The sequence below is a fragment of the Metapseudomonas otitidis genome, from assembly GCF_900111835.1.
GTDB lineage: Bacteria > Pseudomonadota > Gammaproteobacteria > Pseudomonadales > Pseudomonadaceae > Metapseudomonas > Metapseudomonas otitidis.
Map to the genome: position 1 here is coordinate 1 of NZ_FOJP01000002.1, position 24,658 is coordinate 24,658.

The window sequence follows — 24,658 nt, forward strand, 5'->3', positions numbered from 1 at the left end:
TCTGGTGTTGTTGGTGAAGTCGACAAACCGAAAATTCGATTGAACCGCAAAGTACTGTCACATACCCGAATTCGGGTGAGCGTCTCGACGATCACCCTAAAGAATTGCTTGACGACCATAGAGCGTTGGAACCACCTGATCCCATCCCGAACTCAGTAGTGAAACGATGCATCGCCGATGGTAGTGTGGGGTTTCCCCATGTGAGAGTAGGTCATCGTCAAGCACCTATACCAAACCCCCGATCATCGAAAGGTGATCGGGGGTTTGACTTTGCGCGAAAGAAAAATCCAACTCGGTCATTCGAGTCTGCGAGCTTTCCGCTGAGTCTTGTTCGTCCCTGTGAAAGGCTACCCGTCAAAGCTGCGTGTCGGTCTTCCGCTGCTATCCGTCGACCGCTCACCTCCTGGCGTTCGCCATTTCGCAGACACAAAAAAGCCGCCTATTGGCGGCTTTCGCTGGGGTGGCGAGTTAATCCCCCCGGTATTCGCAACCGCTTGTGCACGTCTCGTGTATGCGTACTCGGCTCAGTTCCGGGATCAGCGGCTTGACCTGCTGCCAGATCCACTTGGCCAGCACTTCACTGGTGGGGTTTTCCAGACCGGGGATGTCGTTCAGGTAGTTGTGGTCCAACTGCTCATAGATGGGCCTGAACAGTGCCTTGATCTCCGAGAAGTCCCGAATCCAGCCGGTATGGGGGTCAACGTCCCCTTCGATATACAGGGCGACTCGGAACGAATGGCCATGAAGACGACCGCACTTGTGCCCGGCCGGTACGTGGGGGAGGCGGTGGGCTGCCTCGAAGATGAATTCCTTGAAGATTTCCAACTGCTGCGCCCTGGCTGAAAGGGATTTCGGGGGCGCGAGTGTATCAGGTGCGCTGTGTGTTTTCGTGCCGTCCGGCGCTAGCCTGGCTTCAGCGAAGGCCCAGGCGCTTCGCCAGGCGCAGAAGGTTGGCGCGATCCAGTCCCAGATCGCGTGCCGCAGCTGCCCAGTTGCCCTGATGATGCTGCAGCCCCATCTCGATCAGGCGTCGCTGGTAATCATCGACGGCTTCCCTCAGGTCACGGACCTCACTAGCACCTGCTTCGGTTGCACCGGATGTCGCAATCACGCCCTCCTGGAGCATAGGCAGCGCCAGGTAGGAGGCGTCGATCGTCAGGATACGTGGTCGCTGGGGGCGTACAGCAGCCAGCGCCTTGAGTCCCGCCCTACCGATCAGGTGCTCCAGCTCCCGCACGTTCCCTGGCCAGTCATAGCGGAGAAGGGCGGCCTGTGCGTCTGCCGCCAGGCGCAGGCTGCGTAGCCCGAGCTGGGCCCGGTTGCGTTCGAGGAAGAAGCCCGCCAGCAGCAGTACATCCCGCCCACGCTCCCGCAATGGCGGGACCAGCAGCGGATACACGCTCAGCCGGTGGTACAGATCGGCGCGAAAACGGCCTTGCCTGACCTCCTCGGCCAAGTCCCGGTTGGTGGCTGCGATGACCCGTACATCCACCCGGTGCTCCCGATCCGAACCGACGCGCTGCAGTTGCCCGCTCTGCAGCACCCGCAGGAGCTTCGCCTGGACGGCCATGGGCAGCTCGCCCACTTCATCGAGGAACAGCGTTCCCCCGTCGGCCAGCTCGAACTTGCCTCGACGATCATTCACCGCGCCCGAGAACGCCCCACGTACGTGACCGAACAGCTCGCTCTCCACCAGCGTGTCCGGGAGCGCCGCGCAGTTCAGGCTGACCATCGGCATCCCGGGCCGGGGCGAGCGGGCATGGATCGCCTGGGCCACCAGCTCCTTGCCAACCCCCGTTTCCCCGGTCACCAGCACCGTCAGCTCGCTGTTCGCCACCGTTGCGATCTCCGCCAGCAGCGCCTTGTGCGCAGCACTCTGGCCGATCAGTTCACGAGGCGCCGGCTCGCCGGCGGCCTGGCGGTAAGCATCTGCCCGTTGCCGTTCGTCCTGTGCGCGACGCTCCAGATCATGCATGCGCTCCGCAGCCTTCACCGTGGCGGAAGCCAGGCTGGCGAATTGTTCCAGTGTCTGCAGGTCCTGCTGCGAAAAGCGCGATGGATCCAGGGCGTCCAGCGTCAGCAAACCCCATGGGCGCTCATCGAGGTAGAGCGGGCACCCCAGGCAGTCATGCACCTCCAGGTGCGCGTGATGGCCCTCCACCAATCCGTCGTAGGGATCGGGCAGGTCGCAGTCTGCAGGAAAGTGCGTGGGGGATCGCTGTTCCAGCAAGGCCGCGAGACGGGGGTGATCGGCCACGCGGAAGCGCCTGCCCAGGGTGTCGACGCTCAGCCCATCCACTGCCAGCGGCATCAGGTGTTCATCCTCCAGGCGAAGAAGTGCCGTGGCATCGCACGGCAGCAACCCGCGGAGGGCTTCCAGCAAGCGACGATAGCGCTCGCGTTCGGGCAGGTCGCGGGAGAGGTCGCTGACCAGGGGAAGCAAGGTCTGCAGCAAGGAGGGCGCAGTCATAATGACTCCATTCGTGTCGTTAAGACATGGTGCCAAGTGTAGTCAAATTAACCCGAATAAATACAACTCACTGAATATAAAGGGAAAATTTTCTGGCACGAAAACTGGAATAGCCAAGGTGAACCATCACACCACAAGGGAAACCCCCATGCTGTCCAGCCAAGCCCGTGCAATCGTCACTTCCACCATCCCGCTGCTGGAAACCGGCGGAGAAGCGCTGACCACCCACTTCTACCGCATCATGCTGACCGAGTATCCCGAGGTCCGCCCACTCTTCAACCAGGCTCACCAGGCCAGTGGCGACCAGGCGCGTGCCCTGGCCAACGGCATCCTCATGTATGCCCGCCACCTCGATCGCCTCGACGCCCTGGGACCGATGGTCGGGCGCATCGTCGCCAAGCACGTTGCTCTGCAGATCCTGCCTGAGCACTACCCCATCGTCGGCGCCTGCCTGCTGCGGGCGATTCGCGAGGTGCTGGGCGAGGAGATTGCCACCGACGAGGTGATCGCCGCCTGGGCCGACGCCTACCAGCAGCTTTCCAGCCTGCTAATCGCTGCCGAGGAAGAGGTGTACGCCGCCAACGCCGAATCCGAAGGCGGGTGGCGGGGTGGTCGTCGCTTTGTGGTCCGGCAGAAGGTGGTGGAGAGCGAAGAGATCACCTCGTTCTACCTGGCTCCCGCCGATGGCGGCCCCGTCCAGGCGTTCATCCCCGGGCAGTTCATCGGCCTGCGGTTGGACATCGATGGGCAGGAGGTGCGCCGCAACTATTCCCTGTCCGCCGCACCCAATGGCCGCGACTACCGCATCAGCGTCAAGCGTGAGCCGAACGGCAAGGTTTCCAACCACCTGCACGACCGGGTCGGGGAGGGCGACGCCCTCGAACTGTTCGCCCCCGCCGGCGACTTCATCCTGCGCCCTGGCCGCAAGCCCCTGGTGCTGATCAGCGCCGGCGTCGGTATCACCCCCGCCCTGACCATGCTCGAAGCCGCCCACGGAAGCGGTCGACCGATCCACTTCATCCACTGCGCCCGCAATGCATCCGTGCAGGCTTTCCGCCCCTGGCTGGAAGAGATGGCCGCGCGCACGCCCAACCTGCGACTCCACACCTGCCTCAGCGAACCGAACGCCGGTGACCGGGCCGACGCCACCGGCCTGCTGAGCCGCGATCAACTCGCCCAGTGGCTGCCCGCCTCCCGTGATGTCGAGGCGTACTTCCTCGGTCCCAAGCCCTTCATGGCCATGGTCAAGAAACACCTCGCCGCATTGGGCGTGCCGGCCGCACAGTGCCACTACGAGTTCTTCGGTCCGGCTGCCGAACTGGATGCCTGAACCGCCGCCCGGCACCCCGGTGCCGGGCCTTTCCTGGAGGAGTTCGCCATGCGCCCTGTCCCTTGCCGTTGCCCCTTGCTGAGCCTGGCCCACCGCCTGCTGGCTGCCGGCCTCGCGCTGCTGCTGGTCGGCGTCGTTGGCGCCTATGGGCTGGATCGTTACCTCGCGCTGCCCGCCCAGGTGCTGGCCCATGGACTGGTCATCCTGGGTCCCACGCTGATCAAGGTCGGCTATGTCATCCGCCTTACCGCCCTGCAGCGGCTGCATCGGGAGGCCTGCCATGCAACTGCGTGACCGTCGCCGCGAACTGGCCATTGCACCGCTCTGGCGCCTGGGGTTCCGCCCCTTCTTCCTGGCGGGCAGTGCCTTTGCGTTGCTCGCGGTAGCGGCCTGGCTGGGCGTGCTGAGCGGGCTGCTTCAGGGGTGGCAGCCCACCGGAGGCTGGCTCGCCTGGCATCGTCACGAGATGCCCTTTGGCTTCGCCGTGGCAATCATTGCCGGTTTCCTGCTCACCGCCGTGCAGAACTGGACCGGCCAGCCGGGCCTTGCCGGCCGCCCCCTGGTCGGCCTGTTCGTGGTGTGGCTGCTGGCGCGCCTGGCCTGGCTGGCCGGTGTGCCCCTGGTGATGGCGGCGCCCCTGCAACTGGTCTTCCTGCCCTTGCTGGCCTGGGTGATCGGCCGTCGCCTGTGGCGGGTGCGACAGCGCAACAACTACCCGGTGGTGCTGATGCTTCTGCTGTTGGCAGTGGCCGATGGGCTCGTGGTGCTGGACATGCTCGCGGGCAACGACGCCTGGCAGCGCCAGGGTGTGCAGGGTGCGCTCTGGCTGGTGGCCGCGCTGATGAGCTTGATCGGCGGGCGGGTGATCCCGTTCTTCACCCAGCGCGGGCTTGGCCTGCCCAGCCAGGTCAAGGCCTGGCCCTGGCTGGAGTGGGGCACCCTGGGGCTATCGCTGGGCGTGGCGCTGTCGACGCTCATGGGCGCCGCCAACCGGCCTGTTCCGTTCCTGGCGCTGCCGTTCGCCGTGCTCGGGGCGGGGCACCTGCTGCGTCTGGTGCGCTGGTATCACCGGGGCATCTGGCGGGTGCCACTGCTCTGGTCACTGCACCTGGCATTCGCCTGGCTGGTGGTGGCGCCGTTCGGCCTGGCGGCCTGGCACCTGGGTTGGCTGGCGGGCAGCAGTCCGGCCCTCCACGCCCTGGCGGTGGGGGCCATGGGTGGGTTGATCCTGGGGATGCTGGCGAGGGTCAGCCTGGGGCACACCGGGCGCGCGCTGGTGGCACCAGCGGCGATGGGCTGGGCCTTCGGCCTGCTCAACCTGGGGGCGGTGCTGCGAGTCTTCGGCATCGGGATTTGGCCACTGGCCAGCCTGCTGCTGGCCGGGGCCTGCTGGATCCTGGCCTTCGCCCTGTTCCTCGGGCACTACGGGCCGATGTTCTGGCGGGCCCGGGTGGATGGCCAGCCGGGCTGAAGGCAGGGATTCAGGGACGGGCGGCGCGCAGGCGGGTCAGTTCCTGTTTCAGCCAGTCCGCGGAGAGCTGCTCCTGGCCGGCGCAGCTTACCTTGTAGGGCTTGCCGCTCATGCTGCTTTCCGTGGCGGCCCGGGCGATGAAGTCCTCGGCGTTGTCCACCAGGCCCTTGTTTTCCAGGTAGTCCAGCTTCTTCTGCAGGTGCTGCCGTGCCTCGGCGGCGGGGTATTCACTGCCGTTGCGGATGAACAGGCAGCCACTGCTCTCCACGAACCCCAGCAGGGCGTTGATCTCCTGCTGGCTCCGCGCGTCCAGCTGGGCCTGGCTCGGGGTGGTCGCAAGCAGCAAGCAGCTGGCGCAGATGGCCCGCCAGGTAACGGTGGAAGCGCGCATCGTTCCAATACTCCATGTGGCTCAAAGGGGTGTGGCGTTTGTACCAGGGGCCGACCGGCAGGGCGACGTCCTCCGTCACGACTTCGGCATAGTTCTGCAGCGGTCGCAGCGGATAGCCCAGCGGATCGGCCGGCGCATACACGTTCAGCCAGCGCGCAGCGTGCTCAAGGCCCGCCGGCAGGCAATGGCCGGGAAAGCGGATCGGCCGCACCGGGTCGTAGGCGAAGGTGAAGAGCGGGATGTTGCAGCCGAAGGTCACCAGGCCCGCCAGGGTTTCCAGCGCGAGGAAGGGATCGCGCGGGCAACTGGGCGTGGTGTTCAGCTTCTGCTGGTCCCAGACGAAGTTGGAGAAGATGTGCCCGCCCAGCGAGTGGGCCAGCACCACCAGTGGCGTGGTCGGTGCCACCTTGGCCCGCAGGGCGGTGAGGCCGTTGCGCAGGCACTGGTGCACTTCTTCATAGGTGGTGTCGTAGGCCTGGCTCACCTTGCGGTAGCCGCTGGCATCACCGAGGAACAGCGTCACTGCTTCGCGCAGCCAGCGCCAGGTCACCGGTTCGTGCTCCAGGCGGTCGAGGTAAGCCCGCTCGCGGCGATCCAGCACGCTGGCCCAGTACAGGCTCTGGAAGGCGATGGCGTCGGCCTCCACACCCAGCTCCCGGCGCAACCCGCCGATAAGACCCTGGGCATAGCTGTACTGACCCTCGGCATCGCGCTGGTCGGGCTGGCTGCCAATGCCATGCAGGATGGCGACGGCGAGTTTCATGAATCCTTCCTTGGAACAGATGGGGTCAGAGGGGCAGCAGGCGCTCGGCGAGGCGGCCGCTGTCGGCCAGTTCGAGGAACTCGTCGCCCAGCCGCTGGCTTTCCGCCATGGCCTTGCGCCAATAGCGCTCGCGGCCGTCGTCGTCGCCCAGGTAGCGGGTGAAGTCCTTGCGGTCCGGCAGCTTGCCGTGGGGCAGGGTGGCCAGGTAGTCCCTCGACGGTGCCAGCAGCAGCACGTCCTGCAGGCGCTCGGCATCGCCACGGCGCCAGGGCAGGCCCTTGTCGAACCAGCCGGGGATGACCTTGTCGGTGAAGTGCGGGTAGAGCACCACCCCGTCGCCCTGGTAGGGCAGGTCCAGGTGGTAGTCCAGCAGGCCGCCGTCGCGGTAGGTGCCGGGGCCGACGCCGGGGATGTCGCGCACCCCCTCCATCACCATGGGAATGGAGCCGGAGGCCAGCAGCGCATGGCGCAGGTTTGCGCCGTCCAGGGGCAGGCAGCGCGAGGGGAAGTCATTCAGCGGCGCCAGCGGCGGTGCCAGGCGGCTGTCATGCAGGATCACCCGCTCGAAGTGGCGTGCCAGGCGCGGGCGGCCCAGCAGGTTGGCGCCGATCACCGAAGACAATCCCAGGCCCAGTGCCCCCCGACGGTCGTGGGCGAGCAGGCCGTGGCTCTTCACCACGACCACGTTCAGGCGGTAATGCGGGTTGCTCAGCACCTGCTGGTCCTGGCCGTCGAGCAACTGGTCCAGCATCGCCGTGCAGCGGCGGCTCACGTCCGCCATGCTCACGCCCTTGGGGAAGCGCTGCGAGGTGTACAGCTCGCCGAGGCGACGAAGGCCTTCCGCGGCGTCCGGCAGGCAGGCACTGGCGAAGCGCCAGGAGCCGATCGAGGCGCCGATCAGCGAGCGCTCCTGGGGCGCACGGGGCAGCCATTCGCCGAACAGCGCCAGATCCAGGCCCTGGATGCCCAGCGCCTTCGGCCCGCCCGCCGCGCCCGGGAGGATCTTCACATCCGCCGGTTGCAGGCCACGCTCGCGGATACGGGCCAGGGCCCGCTTGCCGGCGCGCAGGGTAAGGGCGGGCGACTTGATGTGAATGGCGCTCATGGGGGCCTCCGAAAAAAGCGAGGCAGCGATTATAGTGGCCCGCGCCTGCGGACCAAGTGCTTTCAGCGCGTGAATGATGCCTCCGCCTGTAGCACGATGCCGCCCCGGCAGCGGGGAGCCCGGCGAATTCAGCTTGAATTAATGGCGACTGGCTACAGTGGACCCATCTCAAGACAGCGACCCCCACAAGGAGAAGCCACGATGAAAACCCTTACCGCTCTGTTCGCCACTGCCGTTCTCGCCACCACCTCCAGCCTCGCCCTGGCCCGCGACCTGGGTCCGGACGAAGCGCTCCGTCTGCGTGACGCCGGCACCATCCAGTCCTTCGAGAAGCTCAACGCCGCCGCCCTGGCTCAGCACCCCGGTGGCACCATCCACGAGACCGAACTGGAAGAAGAGTACGGCCGCTACGTCTACCAGGTGGAACTGCGTGACGCCAAGGGCGTGCAGTGGGACCTGGAGCTGGACGCCACCAACGGCCAGGTTCTGAAGAACCACCAGGACGACTGATGCGCCTGATCATTCGCTACAGCGGCATCGTCGCCCTGGTCCTGGCCACCTGCACCCTGCAGGCCATGGCCCGCGACCTGGACCAGGACGAAGCCCTCAAGCTCCGCGAGCGAGGGGTGATCATGCCCCTCGAACAACTCCTCGACCGCGCCCTGGGGCTCTACCCCGGGGCGCGCCTGCTGGAAGCGGAGCTGGAGGAAGAGGACGATATCTACGTGTACGAAGTGGAACTGCTGACCACCGATGGCGTGGTCCGCGAGCTGGAACTGGATGCCCGCGACGGTCGCATCCTGAAGGACGAGGAAGACGACTGATGCGCCTGTTGTTGGTGGAGGACCATGTCCCCCTGGCCGATGAACTCCTGGCTGGCCTGACCCGCCAGGGCTATGCCGTGGACTGGCTGGCCGACGGCCGCGACGCCGCCTACCAGGGCGCCAGCGAACCCTACGACCTGATCGTGCTGGACCTCGGCCTGCCGGGCCGCCCCGGCCTCGAAGTGCTGCAGGAGTGGCGCGCCAATGGCCTCGCCACCCCCGTGCTGGTGCTCACCGCGCGGGACTCCTGGGCCGAGCGCATCGAAGGCCTCAAGGCCGGTGCCGATGACTACCTGACCAAGCCGTTCCACCCCGAGGAACTGGCCCTGCGCATCCAGTCCCTCCTTCGCCGCGCCAAGGGCCTGGCCAACCAGCCGCACCTGGAGGCCGCAGGCCTGCAACTGGACGAAGCCCGCCAGTGCGTGCTGCGTGACGGCGAAGAGGTGACCCTGACCGCCGCCGAGTTCCGCCTGCTGCGCTACTTCATGCTCCACCCCGGACAGCTGCTCTCCAAGAGCCACCTGGCCGAGCACCTCTACGACGGCGAGACCGAGCGCGACTCCAACGTCATCGAAGTCCACGTCAACCACCTGCGCCGCAAGCTCGGCCGCAGCGTCATCGAGACCCGGCGTGGCCAGGGCTACCGCTTCACCGGAGTCACCGGGTGAGGTCCATCCAGCGCCAGCTTTCCCTCGGCCTGGTCGCCCTGCTGCTGGTGGTCGGGCTGCCCCTGGCCCAACTCAGCCTGTGGTTGTTCGACGACGGCCTGCGCCGTTACCTGGAGAACAACCTGCGCAGCGAAGCGGAAGGCCTGCTCGCCGCCCTGGTGCGCGGTCCCAATGGTATCCAGCTGGACGAGCAGAAGCTCAACCCCGCCCACCAGCAGCCCTTCTCCGGGCGCTACTTCGTGATCCGCATCGACGACCGCCCCTGGCGCTCCCGCTCGCTCTGGGACAGCGAGCTGCAACTGCCCGAGCGCGCCGGCCTGGCCGCCGACCTGCTGCCCGGCCCCCGCGAGCAGCGCCTGCTCACCTACCGGGGCGACTACCGGCGCTTTGGCCGCCAGGTGGTCATCGTCGTCGCCCAGGACTACACCCCCGTGCTGGAAGACTTCCGTCGCGTGCAATGGACCGGCGTCGCCCTTGGCCTGGCCGCGCTGCTGCTGATCCTCGGGCTGCAGCGCTACACCGTCCGCCGCGCCCTGCAGCCCCTGGAGCGGGTGCGGCAGCAGATCGCCCAGTTGCAGCAGGGCCAGCGCAGCGACCTGGACACCCGGGTGCCCCAGGAGCTGGAGCCGCTGGTGGGCCAGGTCAACCACCTGCTGGCCCACACCGAAGACACCCTGCGCCGCTCGCGCAATGCCCTGGGCAACCTTGGCCACGCCCTGAAGACCCCGCTTGCCGTGCTGGTCAACCTGCAGAACCGGGAGGAGCTGCGCGAGCATCCCGAACTGCGCGCCACCCTCACCGAGCAGCTGGAGCAGATCCAGCAACGCCTCGCCCGCGAACTAGGACGCGCCCGGCTGGCCGGCGATGTGCTGCCCGGCGCGCACTTCGATTGCGACGCGGAGCTGCCGACCCTGTTCAACACCCTGGCCATGATCCACGACAGCGCACTCGACCTCGACTGGAGCGTCGAGCCCGGCCTGCGCCTGCCCTGGGACCGGGAAGACCTGCTGGAACTGCTGGGCAACCTGCTGGACAACGCCTGCAAGTGGGCCGAGACCCAGGTCCTGCTGGGCATTGCCCGAGAGGGCGACGGCTACCGGCTGTGCATCGACGACGACGGCCCCGGCATCGCCGAGGACCAGCGCCAGGCCGTGCTCGAGCGCGGCACCCGCCTCGACGAACAGGTGGCCGGGCATGGGCTCGGCCTGGGCATCGTGCGTGACATCATCGACGCCTGGGGCGGCCGCCTCGCCCTGGACAGCAGCCCCCTCGGCGGCCTGCGGGTGCGCATCGACCTGCCCGCGCCTCGCCGTTGACGGCACGCAGTGCGGTTGGTATCAGGCCTGTCTAGTCTGTAGGCAACCCAACAAGGACCCGCCCCATGCATGCATTCGATGCTCCCCATCCGCCGCAACTGGCCCGGCTGCTCGGTTTTGCCGGGCTGGTGCCCTTCGTCACGGGCGCACTCGGCATCTGGCTGACCCCGATCGGCTGGCGCCCCCTGGTGCTGGCGGCGTTGCTGGACTACGCCGCCGTCATCCTCGCGTTCATGGGGGCCATTCACTGGGGGCTGGCCATGCGTGCCGGCCAGGAGGACACCCGCGCGCGCCTGCAGCTGGGCTTCTCGGTGATTCCCGCATTGTTCGGTTGGGTCGCCATCTCCGCCGGGCTGCCCGCCGGCCTTGCGGTGGCCGTGTTCATTCCGGCCTTCATCGGCCTTTACCTGGCCGACCTGCGTGCCGTGCGCCTGGGCCTGGCACCGGGCTGGTACCCGGCGCTGCGCCGTCCGCTGACCATCGGCGTGGTCACCAGCCTGCTGGTGGCCTGGGGCGGCCTGCTACTCGGCCAGCCAGGCTGACACCGTGGTCAGCGCCGCCTCGCGGCGCTCGGCCCAATCCCCCTCAAGCACCACGTAGCGCTGCCCCCGGGCCTTCAGCCACGCCTCGCTGGCGTGGAAGAACGCCAGGCGCTCGGCCAGTGCCGGCTGGCAGCGCTGCCCATCGCCCACCCAGGGCACGCCTTCCGGGCTCAGCAGCAGATGCAGGTCGTAGCGGCGCTCGTCCAGGGCCGTCTCCAGCCAGGCCGGGCAGTCGCCGAACAGCGTGCGGCTCCAGAGGATGTTGCTCAGCAGGTGGGTATCCAGCACCAGCAGCGCCGGGCGCTCGGCCCGTGCCGCGTCCTCGCGCTGCAACTGCCCCCGGGCGATCAGGGGAATGTCGGCGTAGCAGGTGTCGCGCTGCTGCTCGTCGATGAACTCGCGCACGTACTCGCCCACCACCCGGCCGCCGAAGCGTGCGGCGATCTCGCCGGCCAACCAGCTCTTGCCGCTGGACTCGGGGCCGGCCAGTACCAGCACCTTCATGCCGAGGCCGCCAGGGGTTGGCGCCACTGCCGCCAGCCGTGCACCGCCAGCAGGGTGAACAGCGCATAGAGCGCGGCGGTGAGGTAGAGCCCCTTGTAGGTGAACAGCCCGACGAAGATCACATCCACCACGATCCACAGCGCCCAGCACTCCAGGCGCTTCTGCGCCATCCACACCTGGGCCACCAGGCTGAACCCGGTCAGCGCCGCGTCCAGCCAGGGGGCGGCGGCATCGGTGTGGGTGGCCATCACGTAGCCCAGCGCCAGGCTGCCGGCGGCCCCCAGGCCCAGGCCCGTCGCCAGCTGCGCCGGCGCCAGGCGGCTGACCTCGCGGCCGTCATGGCGGGCGCCGCCCCGGGTCCATTGCCACCAGCCGTAGCCTTGCAGCACGGCGTAGATGCCCTGCAGCAGCATGTCGGAATAGAGCTTCACCTCGAAGAAGATCCAGACGTAGATCAGCACCATCACCAGGCCGATGGGCCAGCACCAGATGTTCTGCCGGGCGGTGAGCCAGACGGCCAGCACGCCGAGCGCGGCGGCGAAGAGTTCAAGCGGTGACACGGGCGACCCTCGTTCGATGGAGGGGCGATTGTAGCGGCTCCCACCTGCCGCGCCAGCGGCGGCAGGTGGGGCAGGGGAGGGCTCAGATGCGGAACTGGCGCAGCAGGTGGCCGAGGCGTTCGGCCAGCTCGTTCAGCTGGTGGCTGGCGCTGCGGGTCTGCTCGGCGGCCATGGCCGTGTCGTGGGCCAGGCTGGCGGCCTGAGTGACGTTCTGGTTGACGTCCTCCACCACGTGGGACTGCTCCAGGGTGGCGCTGGCGATGGAGGCATTGAGGCCCGTGAGGTTGCGCAGCGACTGGCCGATCTGCCCCAGGCTCTCGCCGGCCTGGCTGGCGCGTTCCACCGTGGCCTGGGTGGCCCGGCTGCTCTCGTCGATGACCTTCACCGCCGCCTCGGAGTTGGCCTGCAGGCGCTCGATCATGCTCTGGATCTCCGCCGTGGATTTCTGCGTCCGCTGGGCCAGCAGGCGCACCTCGTCGGCCACCACGGCGAAGCCACGGCCCTGCTCCCCGGCACGGGCGGCCTCGATGGCTGCGTTGAGCGCCAGCAGGTTGGTCTGCTCGGCGATGGAGCGGATCACCTCCAGCACGCTGCCGATCTGCGAACTTTCCGCTGCCAGGGAACGGATCACCTCCACCGCCTGGCCGATGGTGCTCGCCAGGTCGCTGATCTGCTGGATGCTGGCATCGATGCTGGTCTGGGCCAGGCGCGCCTGGTCCTCGGCGGTGCGCACCTCCTCGGCGGCGTGTTCGGCGTTCTTGGCCACGTCCTGCACGCCGTAGGTCACCTGGTTGATGGCGGTGGCGACCAGTTCCATGCGCTGGGACTGCTGCTCGCTGTGGGCGTGGCCGTCCTGGGCGATCCCGCCCAGGGCGCTGGCCGACTGGTCCAGCGCACCGGCGGCCTCCAGGGACTGGCGGATCACCCCGCGCAGCTTGCCGGTGAAGGCGTTGAAGTGGCTGGCCAGCGCGGTCACTTCATCCCGGCCGTGGGTGTCCAGCTGGCTGGTGAGGTCCCCCTCGCCGCTGGCGATGTCGGCCATGGCACCCACCACGTCCTTCAACGGGCGGGTGATGCTGCGGGCGATGAGCGTCACCAGCGCGGCCATCAGCAGGGCGATGACCAGGCCGATGGCCGAGGCTTCGAGCGCCTGGTTGCGGAACTCGCCCTCCATGTCGTCGATGTAGATGCCCGAGCCGAGCACCCAGCCCCAGGGCTGGAACAGCTGCACGTAGGACACCTTCGGCACCGGGTCGGAGGCGCCCGGCTTGGGCCAGCGGTAGTGGACGAAGCCGGCGCCCTTGGCCTTGGCCACCTCCACCATCAGGTTGAACAGCGGCTTGCCGTCCGGGTCCTTGTAGCCGGAGAGGTCCTGGCCCTCCAGCTTCGGGTTGGTCGGGTGCATGACCATGCGCGGGCCCAGGTCGTTGATCCAGAAGTAGTCGGCCTTGTCGTAGCGCATGCCGCGGATGGTCTCCATCGCCTGCTTCTGCGCCGCCTCGCGGGTCAGCGTGCCCGCGGCTTCCAGGCCCTGGAAGTACTGCAGGGTGCCCATGGCGGTCTGCACCACGTGCTGGGTCTTCAATTCCTTGCCGACGAGCAAGTCCTCATGGATCTGGCGGAGCATCAGCACCCCGAGGATCAGAAGCATTGAAACGGCAACGATGAGGATCAGCCAGAGTCGCTGGCTGATGGGCAGGCTGCGCAGATTCATGAATGACGTACTCCCGCGACATTGTTGTTTTTCCCTAAGGCGTCAGAGGCGCGCTGCAGGCGTGTTGTCTGATAGCATTTCGGCCTTTTCGCCTGAAACCTGAGCATGACGGTCGGGGCCTCGGGAACCCAGTCGACCAAGGTCGGTCATAGGGCCGCTCGGCAGCCCAGCCGCAGCAACACCAACGCACTTAATTTAGTCGGGCCACGACCGCGTGTGCCCTGAGGAGATTCGATGGATTTGTGGACCGCCTTCCAGGCCTTGTTGCTGGGCATCGTCGAGGGCCTGACGGAGTTCCTGCCGATCTCCAGTACCGGTCACCAGATCATCGTCGCGGATCTGATCGGCTTCGGCGGCGAGCGCTTCGAAGCCTTCAACATCATCATCCAGCTCGGCGCCATCCTCGCGGTGGTCTGGGAATACCGGCGCAAGGTCTTCGACATCGTGGTTGGCCTGCCGCGCCAGCGCAGCGCCCAGCGCTTCACCCTCAACCTGCTGGTGGCCTTCCTCCCTGCCGTGGTGCTGGGGGTGGCCTTCGCTGATGTCATTCACCACTACTTGTTCAACCCCATCACCGTGGCCACCGCCCTGGTGATCGGCGGCGTGATCATGCTTTGGGCCGAGCGCCGGCAGCACCGCACCGAGGTTGACACGGTGGACGAGATGACCTGGAAGCACGCCCTCAAGGTCGGCTGTGCCCAGTGCCTGGCGCTGATTCCTGGCACCTCCCGTTCCGGCGCCACCATCATCGGCGGGCTGGTCTTCGGCCTCTCGCGCAAGGCTGCCACCGAGTTCTCCTTCTTCCTCGCCATGCCCACCATGGTCGGCGCGGCCGTCTACTCGGGCTACAAGTACCGCCACCTGTTCCAGTCCGCCGACCTGCCCGTATTCGCCCTGGGCTTCGTGGTGTCGTTTATCTTCGCCATGCTCGCGGTGCGAGCGCTGCTGAAGTTCATCGCCAGCCACAGCTATGCCGTGTTCGCCTGGTACCGAATCGGCTTCGGCCTGTTGATCCTCGCCAGCTGGGTCTTCGGCGTGGTGGACTGGAGCACCGCCCAGGCCTGACGAGGCCGAGGTATTCGCCGCATCGATGAAGGCGCGCCACGGGCGCGCCTTTGTCATAGTGGGCCCCCGCCATTGCCCGGAGGCCCACCATGCTCCCGCTCGAACACCGCCTGCTGGCCGTCAACGGCATCCAGCTCGCCCTGCACCTGGCCGGGCCGGAGGACGGCCCGCCGGTCTGGCTGCTGCACGGCTTCCCCGAGTGCTGGCTGGCCTGGCGCCACCAGATCGAACCCCTGGCCCGTGCCGGCTACCGCGTGCTGGTGCCCGACATGCGCGGCTATGGCGCCAGCAGCGCCCCAGTCGACCCGGCCGCCTACGACCTGCTGACCCTCTGCGCCGACATCCGCGCCGCCATGGACGCCCTCGGGCAGGCCCGCGTCTGCGTCGTCGGGCACGACTGGGGCGCGCCCATCGCCTGGCACCTCGCACTGCTGGAACCCCAGCGCGTCCAGGCGGTGGTGGGCATGGCCGTGCCCTTTGGCGGCCGGCCCCGGCAGCCGGCCACCGAGGCCATGCGCCGCCACTTCGCCGATCGCTTCAACTACATCCTCTACTTCCAGCAGGTCGGCCTGGCCGAGCAGGAGCTGGATGCCGACATCCCCCGCACTCTGCGCATGATGCTGCACCACTGTTCCGCTGCCGTGCCGCTGGGGCATTTCCTCCAGGAGCGCCCCGCCGGCTCGCGGCTCTTCGATGGGCTCGAAGACCCCGGCCAGCCGCCGGTGTGGTGCGAGCCGGAAGCCTTCGCCGGCTACTGCAAGGCCTTCGAGCGCCACGGCTTTCGCGGTGCGCTCAACTGGTACCGCAACTTCGAGCGCAACTGGGCGCTGACCAAGCCCTTGCAAGGGCAGCGGGTGCTGCAACCGACGCTGTTCCTCATCGGTGACCACGACCCGGTGGGCTTGCTGGAAGCCCATACGCTGAAGCAGATGCCGGAGGTGGTGCCAGCCCTGGAGGCCCATCGGATCGAGGCCTGCGGGCATTGGCTGCAGAGCGAGCAGCCCGAGGCGGTGAATGAGCGCCTGCTGGGGTTCCTGGGGCGGCACTACCGCTGAGGGGCTGGGCGGCGCAGCACCAGGTAACGCAACGGGCCGATGGAGGCGAAAACCGCCGTCAGCAAGTAGAAGGGCAGCAGGTAGGCCAGGCTCCGGCCCTGGCGGCGGTTGTCCTGGTACATCCAGACCGCGATCAGGGCGCAGGCCAGGTACAGGTCGATCACCACCTGGGCGGTGTCCGGCCGGCTCATCAATTGAGCACCGAAGGCCAGCAGCGACTGTTCGCTGATGGCCATCACATAGAGGGTGTAGCCACCAACGGCGAGGAGAGCGGCGAGGCCGAGGGGGCGGGCAGGCATGGCAACGTCCTTGTTATGGGTATGGACGCCGAATCTGCCGCAGTGCCCCCGCGCCGGCAATGAGGCATTGGGCCGCCCCAGGCGGTTCAGTCCAGCAGTAACCCCACCCGCTTGTACTTCGGCAGGCGCGCCACCACCAGTTGGTGGGAGCGGGTCAGCAGGGCCTTCAGCTCGGCGTCGCCGAGGGCCGGCGGCATCGCCACGCTGACCCAGAAGGCTCGGGCCAGGTAGGGCGCCGGGCGGATGCCGAGGCGGTCGACGTAGCCGAGGAACAGGTCGGGGTCGACCTTGAAGGCCAGGTCCTCGCCGAGGAAGTCGACGATGGCGAACATCTTGTTCCCGGCCACCGAGAACACCCGGTTCGAGCCCCACTTGAGGTCTTCCCGGGCGCCGGGCAATTGCAGGCAGAACGCGGCGATCTCGTCAGCGCTCATAGGCAGCTCCTTGCAGGTCTAGAGAGGTCGCTGGCGCGCATCGCTGCGCAACAGCACGAAACCCAGCAGCATGCCGGCCAGGGCCAGCCCGGCGGCCACCAGGAAGATCGCGGCAAAGCCCTGGGCGTTGGCCACCAGGCCCATCAACGGGCCGGCCAGGCCCAGGGCCAGGTCGAAGAACACCGCGTAGGCCCCCAGCGCCGAGCTGCGGCTGGAGGCGGGAATGCGCGAGATGGCCTCCACGCCGAGGGCCGGGTACACCAGCGACAGGCCGAAGCCGGTCAGCGCGGCGCCGCACAGGGTCAGCCAGGGCTGCGGTGCCAGCCACAGCAGGAGCAGGCCCAGGCTCTCGATGCCCAGGCAGGCGATGGCCACCCGGTAACCGCCGAGCCGGTTGATGGTGCCGGCGAACAGCAGGCGCGCGCCGATGAAGGCGCAGCCGAAGGCCGTCAGGCACCAGGCCGCGCCGCTCCAGCCACGGCTGGCGTAGTACAGCGTGACGAAGGTGGCCAGGGTGCCGAAGCCGATGGAGCCCAGGGCCAGTGCCACGCCGTTGGGGGCGATGCGCAGGAACACGTTGCGAAACGGCAGGCGCACGCCGGCGACGATGGGTGCCGGCGCCTTGCCCCGCGCCACCAGCAGCGCTCCGGCGCCCAGCAGGGCGATCAGCGCGCCCATGCTCCACAGCCCCAGGCCGCCCACCAGCAGCACCCCCAGGGGCGCGCCGATGGCCACCGCGCCATAGGAGGCGATGCCGTTCCAGGAGATCACCCGCGCGGTGTTTTCCGCACCGACCCGGCCGATGCCCCAACTGATCGAGCCGGTGCCCACCAGCCCCTGGGACACCCCCAGCGCCACACGGCCGGCCAGCAGCAGGCCCAGGCTCAGGCTCGGCAGGCCCTGCAGGGAGGTGGAGGCCAGCGTCAGCAGGCCGCTCAGCGCGCAGCCCGCCAGGCCCAGCAGCACCGCGTGCTTGGCACCGCGGCGGTCGGCCACCGCGCCGGAGAAGGGGCGCGAGAGTAGGGTGGCGGCGTACTGGGTGCTGATCACTACGCCGGCCAGCACCGAGCCGTAACCCAGGTCGTTGTGCACGTAGCCGGGCAGGACCGCCAGCGGCAGGCCGATGCAGAGGAAGCTGATGAAGGTGAAGAAGACGATGGAGACGATCTGCAGGGTGATGGAGGCAGACTGCTCGACGCTGCTCATGGATGGACCTGGTTCGGCTCGGTGCGGGAGGCGCCCATCATCCTCCAGCCGGCGGGCCGAAGGAAAGCCAGCTAACGATTGCTCATAGGGGCTCCAGCGCTTCGCCGCGACAGGCGTCGACGAGGTGGTCGATCCACGCCCGCACCGCGGGCAGCAGGCCGCGCCGGTGGGTGTAGACCACCTGCAGGTGGCCACCCGGCAGCTCCCAGTCCGGCAGGACCCGTACCAGGCGGCCGTCTTCCAGCTCCCGATTGCAATGCATCGCCGGCAGCATGGTGATGCCCAGGCCACGCAGGGCCGCCTGCTTGCGCACCTCGAAATCCTCGATGGCCAGCCGGGGCTCCAGCACGATGTCGCGGCGGTTGCCCTGGGCGTCGCGCAGCAGGTAGTGCAGCTTGCGGTCCCGCTCCAGCGCGCCGAGTACCGGCAACCGGGCCAGGTCGTCCGGGGTTTGAGGGGCGCCGGCCTGGAGCAGGGCCGGGGCCGCCACCAGGTAGGCGCGGGCGGGCGCCAGGCGGCGGCAGATCAGCGAGGGCTCCTCGTCCTCCTGGTCGCGTACCCGCAGGGCCACGTCCACCCCCTCCGCCAGCAGGTCGACCCGGTGGTTCACCAGCACCACGTCCAGTTGCACCAGCGGGTAGCGTTCGAGGAAATCGCTGAACACGCCGCGCAGCCGGGTGCGGGCGACCTCGGTGGGGCAGGTGACGCGAATGCGCCCGCGCGGTTCGCTGGTCAGGCTGGCCACCGCTTCCTCGGCCTGTTCCGCCTCCAGCAGCATCGCCTGGCAATGCCGCAGGAAGCGCTCGCCCACGTCGGTCAGGGCCAGCTTGCGGGTGGTGCGCTGCAGCAGGCGCGCACCGAGGCGCGTCTCCAGCTCGGCGATGCGCCGCGACAGGCGGGACTTGGGAATGCCCAGCAGGCGCCCGGCCGCCGCAAAGCCGCCGTGCTCCACCACCTTGGCGAAATAGAAGAGGTCGTTGAGGTCCTGCATGCTGCGCTACCGCTCGGAAGAGGGCGCACTATGGCACTCGGTGGTGGATTTCGTCGACTTGATGAATCCTTTGCCTACGCAGTTGTCGGAGCGGTGTATCTTGAATGCTCCGCGTATCGGTGAATGCCGGGTCAAGACTGGCGCGATACCTGCAACACCTCAGGCTCACTGCCGGTCCATCGGCGGTGGCGCCGGCTCAGGGAGGCGAGCCTGGCCCGAACGCGGGGCGGAGCGCCCGATCCCTGAACCCGGAACGGAAGGTGAGCACCATGTTGGTTCGTCTTTCAGCCATTCTCGGCCTGGCCCTGCTGGCCGCCCTGGCTCCCCTCGATGCCCTGGCCGCCCAGGCCGTCGGCGTGCACCGTCTGGTGCTCAGCGACCCCCTCGACGACAGCGCCAGCCTCAGCGCCGTGGCCTTCTACCCGGCCCGGGGCGAGCCGCAGAGCAGCGACCTGGGCTTCTACCACGTCGCCGCCGGTGAGGATGCGCCGATGTCCGCCGGGCGCTTCCCGCTGGTGCTGCTCTCCCACGGCAACGGCGGGTCGCCGCTGGCCCACCATGACCTCGCCACCGCCCTGGCCCGGCGCGGCTTCGTGGTGCTCGCCGTGCTGCACACCGGCGACAACTACAAGGACCAGAGCCGCACCGGCACCCTGAGCAACCTCTATGGCCGCCCGTTGCAGCTGTCCGCCGCCATCGACGCGGCGGAGTCCGATGCGCTGTTGGCCGGCGGCCTCGACACCGAGCGGGTCGGCGTCATCGGTTATTCCGCCGGCAGCGAGACCGCACTGATCCTGGCCGGCGCCCAACCCGACCCGGATCGCCTGCGTGCCTACTGCCAGCAGCAGCCGGCCGACCACGACACCTGCGGCACCCAGGGCGAGCTGGTGCCCGACCGCGACGACCTCGACCCCTTCGCCGACGAGCGTGTCAGCGCCGTGATGCTGATGGCGCCCCCTGGCGTGCTGTTCGGGCGCAAGGGGCTGGAGCCGGTGCAGGTGCCGGTGCTGCTCTACAGCGGGGACGAGGACCGCGTGGTGCCGCTGGAGCAGAACGCCCGCGCGCTGCTGCGCAAGCTGCCCAACCCGCCGGACTTCCGCCTGGTGCCGGGCGCCGGCCATTTCGTGTTCATGGCGCCCTGTTCCGAGGAGATGGACGCCCTGGTGCCCCAGGTCTGCGAGGATGCCGACGGGGTCGACCGGGTGGAGGTGCACCGCGAGCTCGACGCCGAGGCCGTGCGCTTCTTCACCCGCACCCTGGCGGACCTGCAAACATCGCTGCGCTGATTCGCCTCATGGGTGGGACGCTGCATCGCAAATGCACCGACTAATCGTCGTTTGGCTGCATGGGTAGGATGGCCACCATTCCGATCGCACTCCGCCGATCGCCAGACACAGGGGCCTTCCCATGAAACTTCTGCACCTCGACTCCAGCATCCTCGGTGACGCGTCCGCCTCCCGCCAACTCAGCCGCGCCGTGGTTGAAGCCTGGCAGGCCGCCGAGCCGGCCGTGCAGGTCACCTACCGTGACCTTGCCCAGGACGCCTACGCCCACCTCTCCGCCACCAGCCTGATGGCCGGTGCCACCCCCGCCGAGCTGCGCGACGCCGCGCAGAAGGCCGAGGTCGCCCTGTCCGAAGCCTCGCTGGACGAATTCCTCGGTGCCGACGCTATCGTCATCGGCGCGCCGATGTACAACTTCACCGTGCCCACCCAGCTCAAGGCCTGGATCGACCGCATCGCCGTCGCCGGCAAGACCTTCAAGTACACCGAAGCCGGTCCCCAGGGCCTGGCCGGTGGCAAGAAGGTGGTGATCGTCTCCACCGCCGGTGGCATCCACGCCGGCCAGCCCAGCGGCCAGGCCCACGAGGCCTACCTGGTGCAGGTGCTGAACTTCCTCGGCATCACCGACATCGAGATCGTCCGTGCCGAAGGCCTGGCCTACGGCGAGGAACCCCGCGCCAACGCCTTCAAGGCCGCCCAGTCGCGCATCGGCGAGCTGTTCGTGGCTGCCTGATCGGCAGGCAGGATGAACGAGCCCCGCTTCGGCGGGGCTTTTTCATGGCGGTGCTCGGCCTTCTGAAGGGGCAATGTCGCGGCCTCACCCGTCCTGCTCGCCAGGCGGCTCCCCGCTGGGGGCCCTAAACGGCTACAATCGCGCCCTTTTTTGCGTGCCAGCACGCCCAGCCCAGGATTCCGCCCGTGATCTCCACCGCCAACATCACCATGCAGTTCGGCCCCAAGCCGCTGTTCGAAAACGTTTCCGTCAAGTTCGGCAACGGCAACCGCTACGGCCTGATCGGTGCCAACGGCTGCGGCAAGTCGACCTTCATGAAGATCCTCGGCGGCGAGCTGGAGCCGTCCGGCGGGCAGGTGATGCTCGAACCCAATACCCGCCTGGGCAAGCTGCGCCAGGACCAGTTCGCCTACGAGGACTTCACCGTCATCGACACGGTGATCATGGGCCACGCCGAGCTGTGGAAGGTGAAGGCCGAGCGCGACCGCATCTACAGCCTGCCGGAGATGAGCGAGGACGACGGCATGGCCGTGGCCGAGCTGGAAGTGCTGTTCGCCGAGATGGACGGCTACACCGCCGAATCCCGCGCCGGTGAACTGCTGCTGGGCCTGGGCATTCCCCTGGACCAGCACTTCGGCCCGATGAGCGCCGTGGCCCCGGGCTGGAAGCTGCGCGTGCTGCTGGCCCAGGCGCTGTTCTCCGATCCGGACGTGCTGCTGCTGGACGAACCGACCAACCACCTGGACATCAACACCATCCGCTGGCTGGAAGGCGTGCTCACCGCGCGCAACAGCACCATGATCATCATTTCCCACGACCGTCACTTCCTGAACAGCGTCTGCACCCACATGGCCGACCTGGACTACGGTGAGCTGCGCCTGTTCCCGGGCAACTACGACGAGTACATGACCGCCGCCGAGCAGGCCCGCGAGCGCCTGCTCTCGGACAACGCCAAGAAGAAGGCGCAGATCGCCGAACTGCAGCAGTTCGTCAGCCGCTTCTCGGCTAACGCCTCCAAGGCCAAGCAGGCCACCAGCCGTGCCCGCCAGATCGACAAGATCCAGCTGGAAGAGGTCAAGCCGTCCAGCCGCGTCAGCCCCTTCATCCGCTTCGAGCAGTACAAGAAGCTGCACCGCCAGGCGGTGACCCTGGAGCGGGTCAGCCAGGGCTTCGACGGCACGCCGCTGTTCAAGAACCTGTCCATGCAGATCGAGGCCGGCGAGCGCGTTGCCATCATCGGCCCCAACGGCATCGGCAAGACCACCCTGCTGCGCACCCTGGTGGGCGAGATGGCGCCGATGGCCGGCGAGGTGAAATGGACCGAGAGCGCCGACGTGGGCTACTTCGCCCAGGACCACGCCGAGGACTTCGAGGACGACATGACCCTGTTCGACTGGATGGCCCAGTGGACCCAGGGCGGCGAGCAGCTGGTGCGCGGCACCCTCGGCCGCATGCTGTTCTCCAACGACGACATCAAGAAGTCGGTCAAGGTCATCTCCGGGGGCGAGCAGGGCCGCATGCTGTTCGGCAAGCTGATCCTGAAGAAGCCCAACGTGCTGGTGATGGACGAACCCACCAACCACCTGGACATGGAATCCATCGAGGCGCTCAACCTGGCGCTGGAGAACTACCCGGGCACGCTGATCTTCGTCAGCCATGACCGTGAGTTCGTCGGCTCCCTGGCCACCCGCATCATCGAGCTGTCGGAGAACGGCGTGACCGACTTCAGCGGCACCTACGACGACTACCTGCGCAGCCAGGGCGTGATCGTCTGATCACGACCGGACAGGAAAAACCCCGCTCAGGCGGGGTTTTTCGTTTTCAGAGGCGGGCCGGCTTCAGCCCAGCACCCGGTGGGCCAGGCCGACGTACAGCGGGATGCCCAGCAGGATATTGAAGGGGAAGGTGATCCCCAGGGACATGCCGAAGTACAGCGAGGGGCTCGCCTCGGGGATGGCGAAACGCAGGGCCGCCGGCACGGCAATGTAGGAGGCGCTGGCCGCCAGCACCATCAGCAGCGCGGCGTTGCCAGCCTCGACCCCGACCAGCACGCACAGGCCCAGGGCCAGGCAGGCGTGCACCGGCGGGGCGGCCAGCGCATAGAGCAGCAGCCAGGGCGAACGGCCCTTGAGGTCCCCCAGGTTGCGTGCGGCCAGCAGGCCCATGTCCAGCAGGAAGAAGGCGAGCATGCCCTTGAACAGGTCCACCGAGAACGGCGCGAGGGCGGCCTGGCCCTTGGCGCCGGTCACCAGGCCCACCAGCATGGCGCCGAGCAGCAGCAACTGGGCCCCGTCGGTGAGGGACTCGTGCAGCACCTTGCCCAGGCCGACGCCGCCGCTCGGGGCCCCGCCCACCGCCAGGGTGCCCGAAGGCGTGGCCAGCGCCGCCGGGGCGGGCGCACGGTGGCGCAGGGTGTTGGCCAGCACCACGGCGATGATGATCGCCGGCGACTCCATCAGCGCCATGGCTGCAGCCATGTGCCCGCCATAGGGCAGGCCCTGGTTCTCCAGGTACTGGATGGCGGTGATGAAGGTCACCGCGCTGACCGAGCCGTAGGTGGCGGCCAGGGCCGCGGCGTCGAAGCCGTTGAGCAGGCGGCGCAGCAGCTGGTAGGCCAGCGCCGGCACCAGCAGCGCGAGCACCACGGCCAGGCCCAGGGAGCGCGCCACTTCCGGGGTGAAGCCGGAGGCGGCGAGGGCGAAGCCGCCTTTCAGGCCCAGGGCCATCAGCAGGTAGAGCGAGAGGAAGCGGGAGATCGGTGCGGGGATCTCCAGGTTGGACTTCAGCAGGCCGGCGAAGATGCCGAAGAGGAAGAAGAGGATCGCGGGGTCGAGGAAGTTGGCCATCGTCGGTTTCCAGGGGAGCAGGGATGGCCATAGGCTAGTGCGCAAGATGCATAATCAAAAATCAATAATTACGATGCAAAGGTTAGAGGAAAGGTTATGAATGCGACGTTCCGGCAATTGCGCCTGTTCCTCGCCCTGGCCGAGCACCGCAGCATCACCGCTGCCGCCCGGGCCTGCCACGTGACGCAGCCCACCGTGTCGATGCAGCTCAAGGAGCTGTCCGAGGCGGTGGGCATGCCGCTGTACGAGCAGATCGGCCGGCGCCTGTACCTCACCGAGGCCGGCGAGGCGCTGGCCGAGACGGCCCAGGCGATGGTGGAGGAGTGGGGCTCGTTCGAGCAGCGCATCGACGGCATGCGCGGGTTGACCCGGGGGCGCCTGCGCCTGGCGGTGGCGAGCACCGCGCAATACTTCGTGCCCAGCCTGCTCGGGCGCTTCTGCGCCAGCCACCCGCAGATCGACATCGCCCTGGAGCTGCTCAACCGCGATGCGGTGCTGGCGCGCCTGCGGGACAACCGCGACGACCTCTACATCCTCTCCATGCCGCCGGCCGACCTGGAGCTGGAGACCCACGCCTTCCTGCCCAACCCGCTGGTGGTGATCGCCAGCCAGTCGCACCCCCTGGCTGGCCGGCAGGGGCTGACCCTGGCAGACCTGGCGGAGCAGCGCTTCATCCTCCGCGAGCGTGGTTCCGGTACGCGGCTGGCCTGCGATGCGCATTTCCAGCAGGTCGGCTTCGTGCCCCAGGTCTGGGTGGAGCTGGGTAGCAACGAGGCGATCAAGCAGACGGTGGCGTCTGAAATGGGGCTGTCGGTCATTTCCCGCCATGCCCTGGCGCCCATCGTCGAGCACGAGCAACTGGCCGTGCTGGATGTGCAGGGATTCCCGTTGCAATCGAACTGGTGGACGCTCTACCCCCGTGGCAAGCGCCTGTCGCCCCTGGCGACGGTGTTCCTCACCCACCTCGATGACATGGCCCAGGCCTGGTACCGGCAGCGCCAGTCGCAGTAGGGCGCCTCCAGGCCCCCCGATGCTGTCATCGGTTCGGGTGTTTGATACGGGGCGAGCGGGTGGCCGGTCGTCTGTTT

Annotated in this window: 27 protein-coding genes and 1 rRNA gene; 15 read left to right on the forward strand and 13 right to left on the reverse strand. The window is 68.0% G+C overall.

What is annotated here, in order from left to right:
- The first annotated feature begins 107 nt into the window (after positions 1 to 107).
- A 5S ribosomal RNA gene (gene rrf, locus BM198_RS02580) occupies positions 108 to 223 on the forward strand.
- Between the two features lie 245 nt (positions 224 to 468).
- Here the strand turns inward: rrf and queD are convergent.
- Both queD and norR read right to left on the reverse strand, forming a co-directional pair.
- Positions 469 to 825 carry a 6-carboxytetrahydropterin synthase QueD gene (queD, locus tag BM198_RS02585; RefSeq protein ID WP_044408942.1) on the reverse strand — a complete coding sequence of 119 codons (357 nt, stop codon included), beginning with the start codon at positions 823 to 825 and terminating at the stop codon, positions 469 to 471.
- Between the two features lie 88 nt (positions 826 to 913).
- Positions 914 to 2,470 carry a nitric oxide reductase transcriptional regulator NorR gene (gene norR, locus BM198_RS02590; RefSeq protein WP_074967568.1) on the reverse strand — a complete coding sequence of 519 codons (1,557 nt, stop codon included), beginning with the start codon at positions 2,468 to 2,470 and terminating at the stop codon, positions 914 to 916.
- A gap of 148 nt (positions 2,471 to 2,618) precedes the next feature.
- On the opposite strand from norR, the gene hmpA reads away from it, so the two are divergent.
- Genes hmpA through BM198_RS02605 form a run of 3 tightly spaced genes read left to right on the forward strand, consistent with a single transcriptional unit; the run spans position 2,619 to position 5,271 of the window.
- Positions 2,619 to 3,800, forward strand: coding sequence for an NO-inducible flavohemoprotein (hmpA, locus tag BM198_RS02595; protein ID WP_074967570.1), 1,182 nt, complete (start codon positions 2,619 to 2,621; stop codon positions 3,798 to 3,800).
- 48 nt (positions 3,801 to 3,848) lie between these two features.
- The gene (locus BM198_RS02600) at positions 3,849 to 4,094 is read left to right on the forward strand and encodes a hypothetical protein (RefSeq protein ID WP_044408950.1); all 246 of its coding nucleotides are present in this window, start codon (positions 3,849 to 3,851) and stop codon (positions 4,092 to 4,094) included.
- Entirely contained in the window at positions 4,081 to 5,271 is a 1,191-nt protein-coding gene (locus tag BM198_RS02605) for an NnrS family protein (protein WP_074967572.1), read from the forward strand. The genes BM198_RS02600 and BM198_RS02605 overlap by 14 nt, the downstream gene beginning before the upstream one ends.
- A gap of 10 nt (positions 5,272 to 5,281) precedes the next feature.
- On the opposite strand, the gene BM198_RS02610 is transcribed toward BM198_RS02605, so the two are convergent.
- The 3 genes from BM198_RS02610 to BM198_RS02620 are packed head-to-tail and all read right to left on the reverse strand — an operon-like array spanning position 5,282 to position 7,530.
- Positions 5,282 to 5,539 carry a DUF5329 family protein gene (locus tag BM198_RS02610; RefSeq protein ID WP_244165663.1) on the reverse strand — a complete coding sequence of 86 codons (258 nt, stop codon included), beginning with the start codon at positions 5,537 to 5,539 and terminating at the stop codon, positions 5,282 to 5,284.
- Positions 5,499 to 6,425, reverse strand: a complete 927-nt coding sequence (locus BM198_RS02615) for a hypothetical protein (RefSeq protein WP_044408956.1) — start codon at positions 6,423 to 6,425, stop codon at positions 5,499 to 5,501. The genes BM198_RS02610 and BM198_RS02615 overlap by 41 nt, the downstream gene beginning before the upstream one ends.
- A gap of 25 nt (positions 6,426 to 6,450) precedes the next feature.
- Complete coding sequence (locus BM198_RS02620) at positions 6,451 to 7,530, reverse strand: hypothetical protein (RefSeq protein ID WP_074967574.1); 1,080 nt, start codon at positions 7,528 to 7,530, stop codon at positions 6,451 to 6,453.
- A 201-nt stretch (positions 7,531 to 7,731) separates the two neighbouring features.
- Here BM198_RS02620 and BM198_RS02625 point away from each other — a divergent pair, with 201 nt between their 5' ends.
- The 5 genes from BM198_RS02625 (at position 7,732) to BM198_RS02645 (ending at position 10,880) form a co-directional block, all read left to right on the forward strand.
- Complete coding sequence (locus BM198_RS02625) at positions 7,732 to 8,040, forward strand: PepSY domain-containing protein (RefSeq protein ID WP_074967576.1); 309 nt, start codon at positions 7,732 to 7,734, stop codon at positions 8,038 to 8,040.
- Positions 8,040 to 8,354 (forward strand): PepSY domain-containing protein, encoded by a 315-nt coding sequence (locus BM198_RS02630; protein ID WP_044408964.1) that lies wholly within the window; start codon positions 8,040 to 8,042, stop codon positions 8,352 to 8,354. The genes BM198_RS02625 and BM198_RS02630 overlap by 1 nt, the downstream gene beginning before the upstream one ends.
- Entirely contained in the window at positions 8,354 to 9,022 is a 669-nt protein-coding gene (locus BM198_RS02635) for a response regulator transcription factor (protein WP_044408967.1), read from the forward strand. Before BM198_RS02630 ends, BM198_RS02635 begins: the two co-directional genes overlap by 1 nt.
- Positions 9,019 to 10,338: a sensor histidine kinase gene (locus BM198_RS02640; RefSeq protein ID WP_074967578.1), complete on the forward strand. Its 1,320-nt coding sequence runs from the start codon at positions 9,019 to 9,021 to the stop codon at positions 10,336 to 10,338. The genes BM198_RS02635 and BM198_RS02640 overlap by 4 nt, the downstream gene beginning before the upstream one ends.
- Positions 10,339 to 10,403: 65 nt before the next feature.
- Positions 10,404 to 10,880, forward strand: a complete 477-nt coding sequence (locus BM198_RS02645; RefSeq protein WP_044408976.1) for a DUF3429 domain-containing protein — start codon at positions 10,404 to 10,406, stop codon at positions 10,878 to 10,880.
- Here BM198_RS02645 and BM198_RS02650 read toward each other — a convergent pair.
- The 3 genes from BM198_RS02650 to BM198_RS02660 form a co-directional block, all read right to left on the reverse strand.
- Positions 10,860 to 11,384 carry an AAA family ATPase gene (locus tag BM198_RS02650; protein WP_074967580.1) on the reverse strand — a complete coding sequence of 175 codons (525 nt, stop codon included), beginning with the start codon at positions 11,382 to 11,384 and terminating at the stop codon, positions 10,860 to 10,862. The genes BM198_RS02645 and BM198_RS02650 overlap by 21 nt on opposite strands.
- Positions 11,381 to 11,944 carry a nicotinamide riboside transporter PnuC gene (gene pnuC / locus BM198_RS02655; RefSeq protein ID WP_044408981.1) on the reverse strand — a complete coding sequence of 188 codons (564 nt, stop codon included), beginning with the start codon at positions 11,942 to 11,944 and terminating at the stop codon, positions 11,381 to 11,383. The genes BM198_RS02650 and pnuC overlap by 4 nt, the downstream gene beginning before the upstream one ends.
- Positions 11,945 to 12,026: 82 nt before the next feature.
- Complete coding sequence (locus BM198_RS02660) at positions 12,027 to 13,658, reverse strand: methyl-accepting chemotaxis protein (RefSeq protein WP_074967582.1); 1,632 nt, start codon at positions 13,656 to 13,658, stop codon at positions 12,027 to 12,029.
- 234 nt (positions 13,659 to 13,892) lie between these two features.
- Between BM198_RS02660 and BM198_RS02665 the strand changes: the two genes are divergently transcribed.
- Complete coding sequence (locus tag BM198_RS02665; protein WP_074967584.1) at positions 13,893 to 14,723, forward strand: undecaprenyl-diphosphate phosphatase; 831 nt, start codon at positions 13,893 to 13,895, stop codon at positions 14,721 to 14,723.
- Positions 14,724 to 14,812: 89 nt separating this feature from the next.
- A complete protein-coding gene (locus tag BM198_RS02670; RefSeq protein ID WP_074967586.1) occupies positions 14,813 to 15,778 on the forward strand; it encodes an alpha/beta fold hydrolase in 966 nt (321 codons plus the stop codon).
- Here the strand turns inward: BM198_RS02670 and BM198_RS02675 are convergent.
- The 4 genes from BM198_RS02675 to BM198_RS02690 form a co-directional block, all read right to left on the reverse strand.
- Positions 15,769 to 16,077 carry a DUF2834 domain-containing protein gene (locus BM198_RS02675; RefSeq protein WP_074967588.1) on the reverse strand — a complete coding sequence of 103 codons (309 nt, stop codon included), beginning with the start codon at positions 16,075 to 16,077 and terminating at the stop codon, positions 15,769 to 15,771. The two genes, BM198_RS02670 and BM198_RS02675, sit on opposite strands and share 10 nt — an antisense overlap.
- An 86-nt stretch (positions 16,078 to 16,163) precedes the next feature.
- Positions 16,164 to 16,511 carry an MmcQ/YjbR family DNA-binding protein gene (locus BM198_RS02680; protein WP_074967590.1) on the reverse strand — a complete coding sequence of 116 codons (348 nt, stop codon included), beginning with the start codon at positions 16,509 to 16,511 and terminating at the stop codon, positions 16,164 to 16,166.
- An 18-nt stretch (positions 16,512 to 16,529) separates the two neighbouring features.
- Positions 16,530 to 17,717 carry an MFS transporter gene (locus BM198_RS02685; RefSeq protein ID WP_074967592.1) on the reverse strand — a complete coding sequence of 396 codons (1,188 nt, stop codon included), beginning with the start codon at positions 17,715 to 17,717 and terminating at the stop codon, positions 16,530 to 16,532.
- Between the two features lie 82 nt (positions 17,718 to 17,799).
- A complete protein-coding gene (locus tag BM198_RS02690; RefSeq protein ID WP_074967594.1) occupies positions 17,800 to 18,708 on the reverse strand; it encodes a LysR substrate-binding domain-containing protein in 909 nt (302 codons plus the stop codon).
- Positions 18,709 to 18,980: 272 nt separating this feature from the next.
- Here BM198_RS02690 and BM198_RS02695 point away from each other — a divergent pair, with 272 nt between their 5' ends.
- The 3 genes from BM198_RS02695 (at position 18,981) to BM198_RS02705 (ending at position 22,499) form a co-directional block, all read left to right on the forward strand.
- On the forward strand, positions 18,981 to 19,994 hold the full coding sequence (locus BM198_RS02695; protein WP_074968024.1) for an alpha/beta hydrolase family protein: 1,014 nt from the start codon (positions 18,981 to 18,983) through the stop codon (positions 19,992 to 19,994).
- A 121-nt stretch (positions 19,995 to 20,115) separates the two neighbouring features.
- Entirely contained in the window at positions 20,116 to 20,724 is a 609-nt protein-coding gene (locus BM198_RS02700; RefSeq protein ID WP_074967596.1) for an FMN-dependent NADH-azoreductase, read from the forward strand.
- Between the two features lie 185 nt (positions 20,725 to 20,909).
- Positions 20,910 to 22,499, forward strand: coding sequence for an ABC-F family ATPase (locus BM198_RS02705; RefSeq protein ID WP_044409009.1), 1,590 nt, complete (start codon positions 20,910 to 20,912; stop codon positions 22,497 to 22,499).
- A gap of 63 nt (positions 22,500 to 22,562) precedes the next feature.
- Here BM198_RS02705 and BM198_RS02710 read toward each other — a convergent pair whose 3' ends face one another.
- Positions 22,563 to 23,570, reverse strand: coding sequence for a sodium-dependent bicarbonate transport family permease (locus tag BM198_RS02710; protein ID WP_074967598.1), 1,008 nt, complete (start codon positions 23,568 to 23,570; stop codon positions 22,563 to 22,565).
- Positions 23,571 to 23,666: 96 nt separating this feature from the next.
- Here BM198_RS02710 and BM198_RS02715 point away from each other — a divergent pair, with 96 nt between their 5' ends.
- Positions 23,667 to 24,581 (forward strand): LysR family transcriptional regulator, encoded by a 915-nt coding sequence (locus tag BM198_RS02715; protein ID WP_044409016.1) that lies wholly within the window; start codon positions 23,667 to 23,669, stop codon positions 24,579 to 24,581.
- Positions 24,582 to 24,658 lie beyond the last annotated feature (77 nt).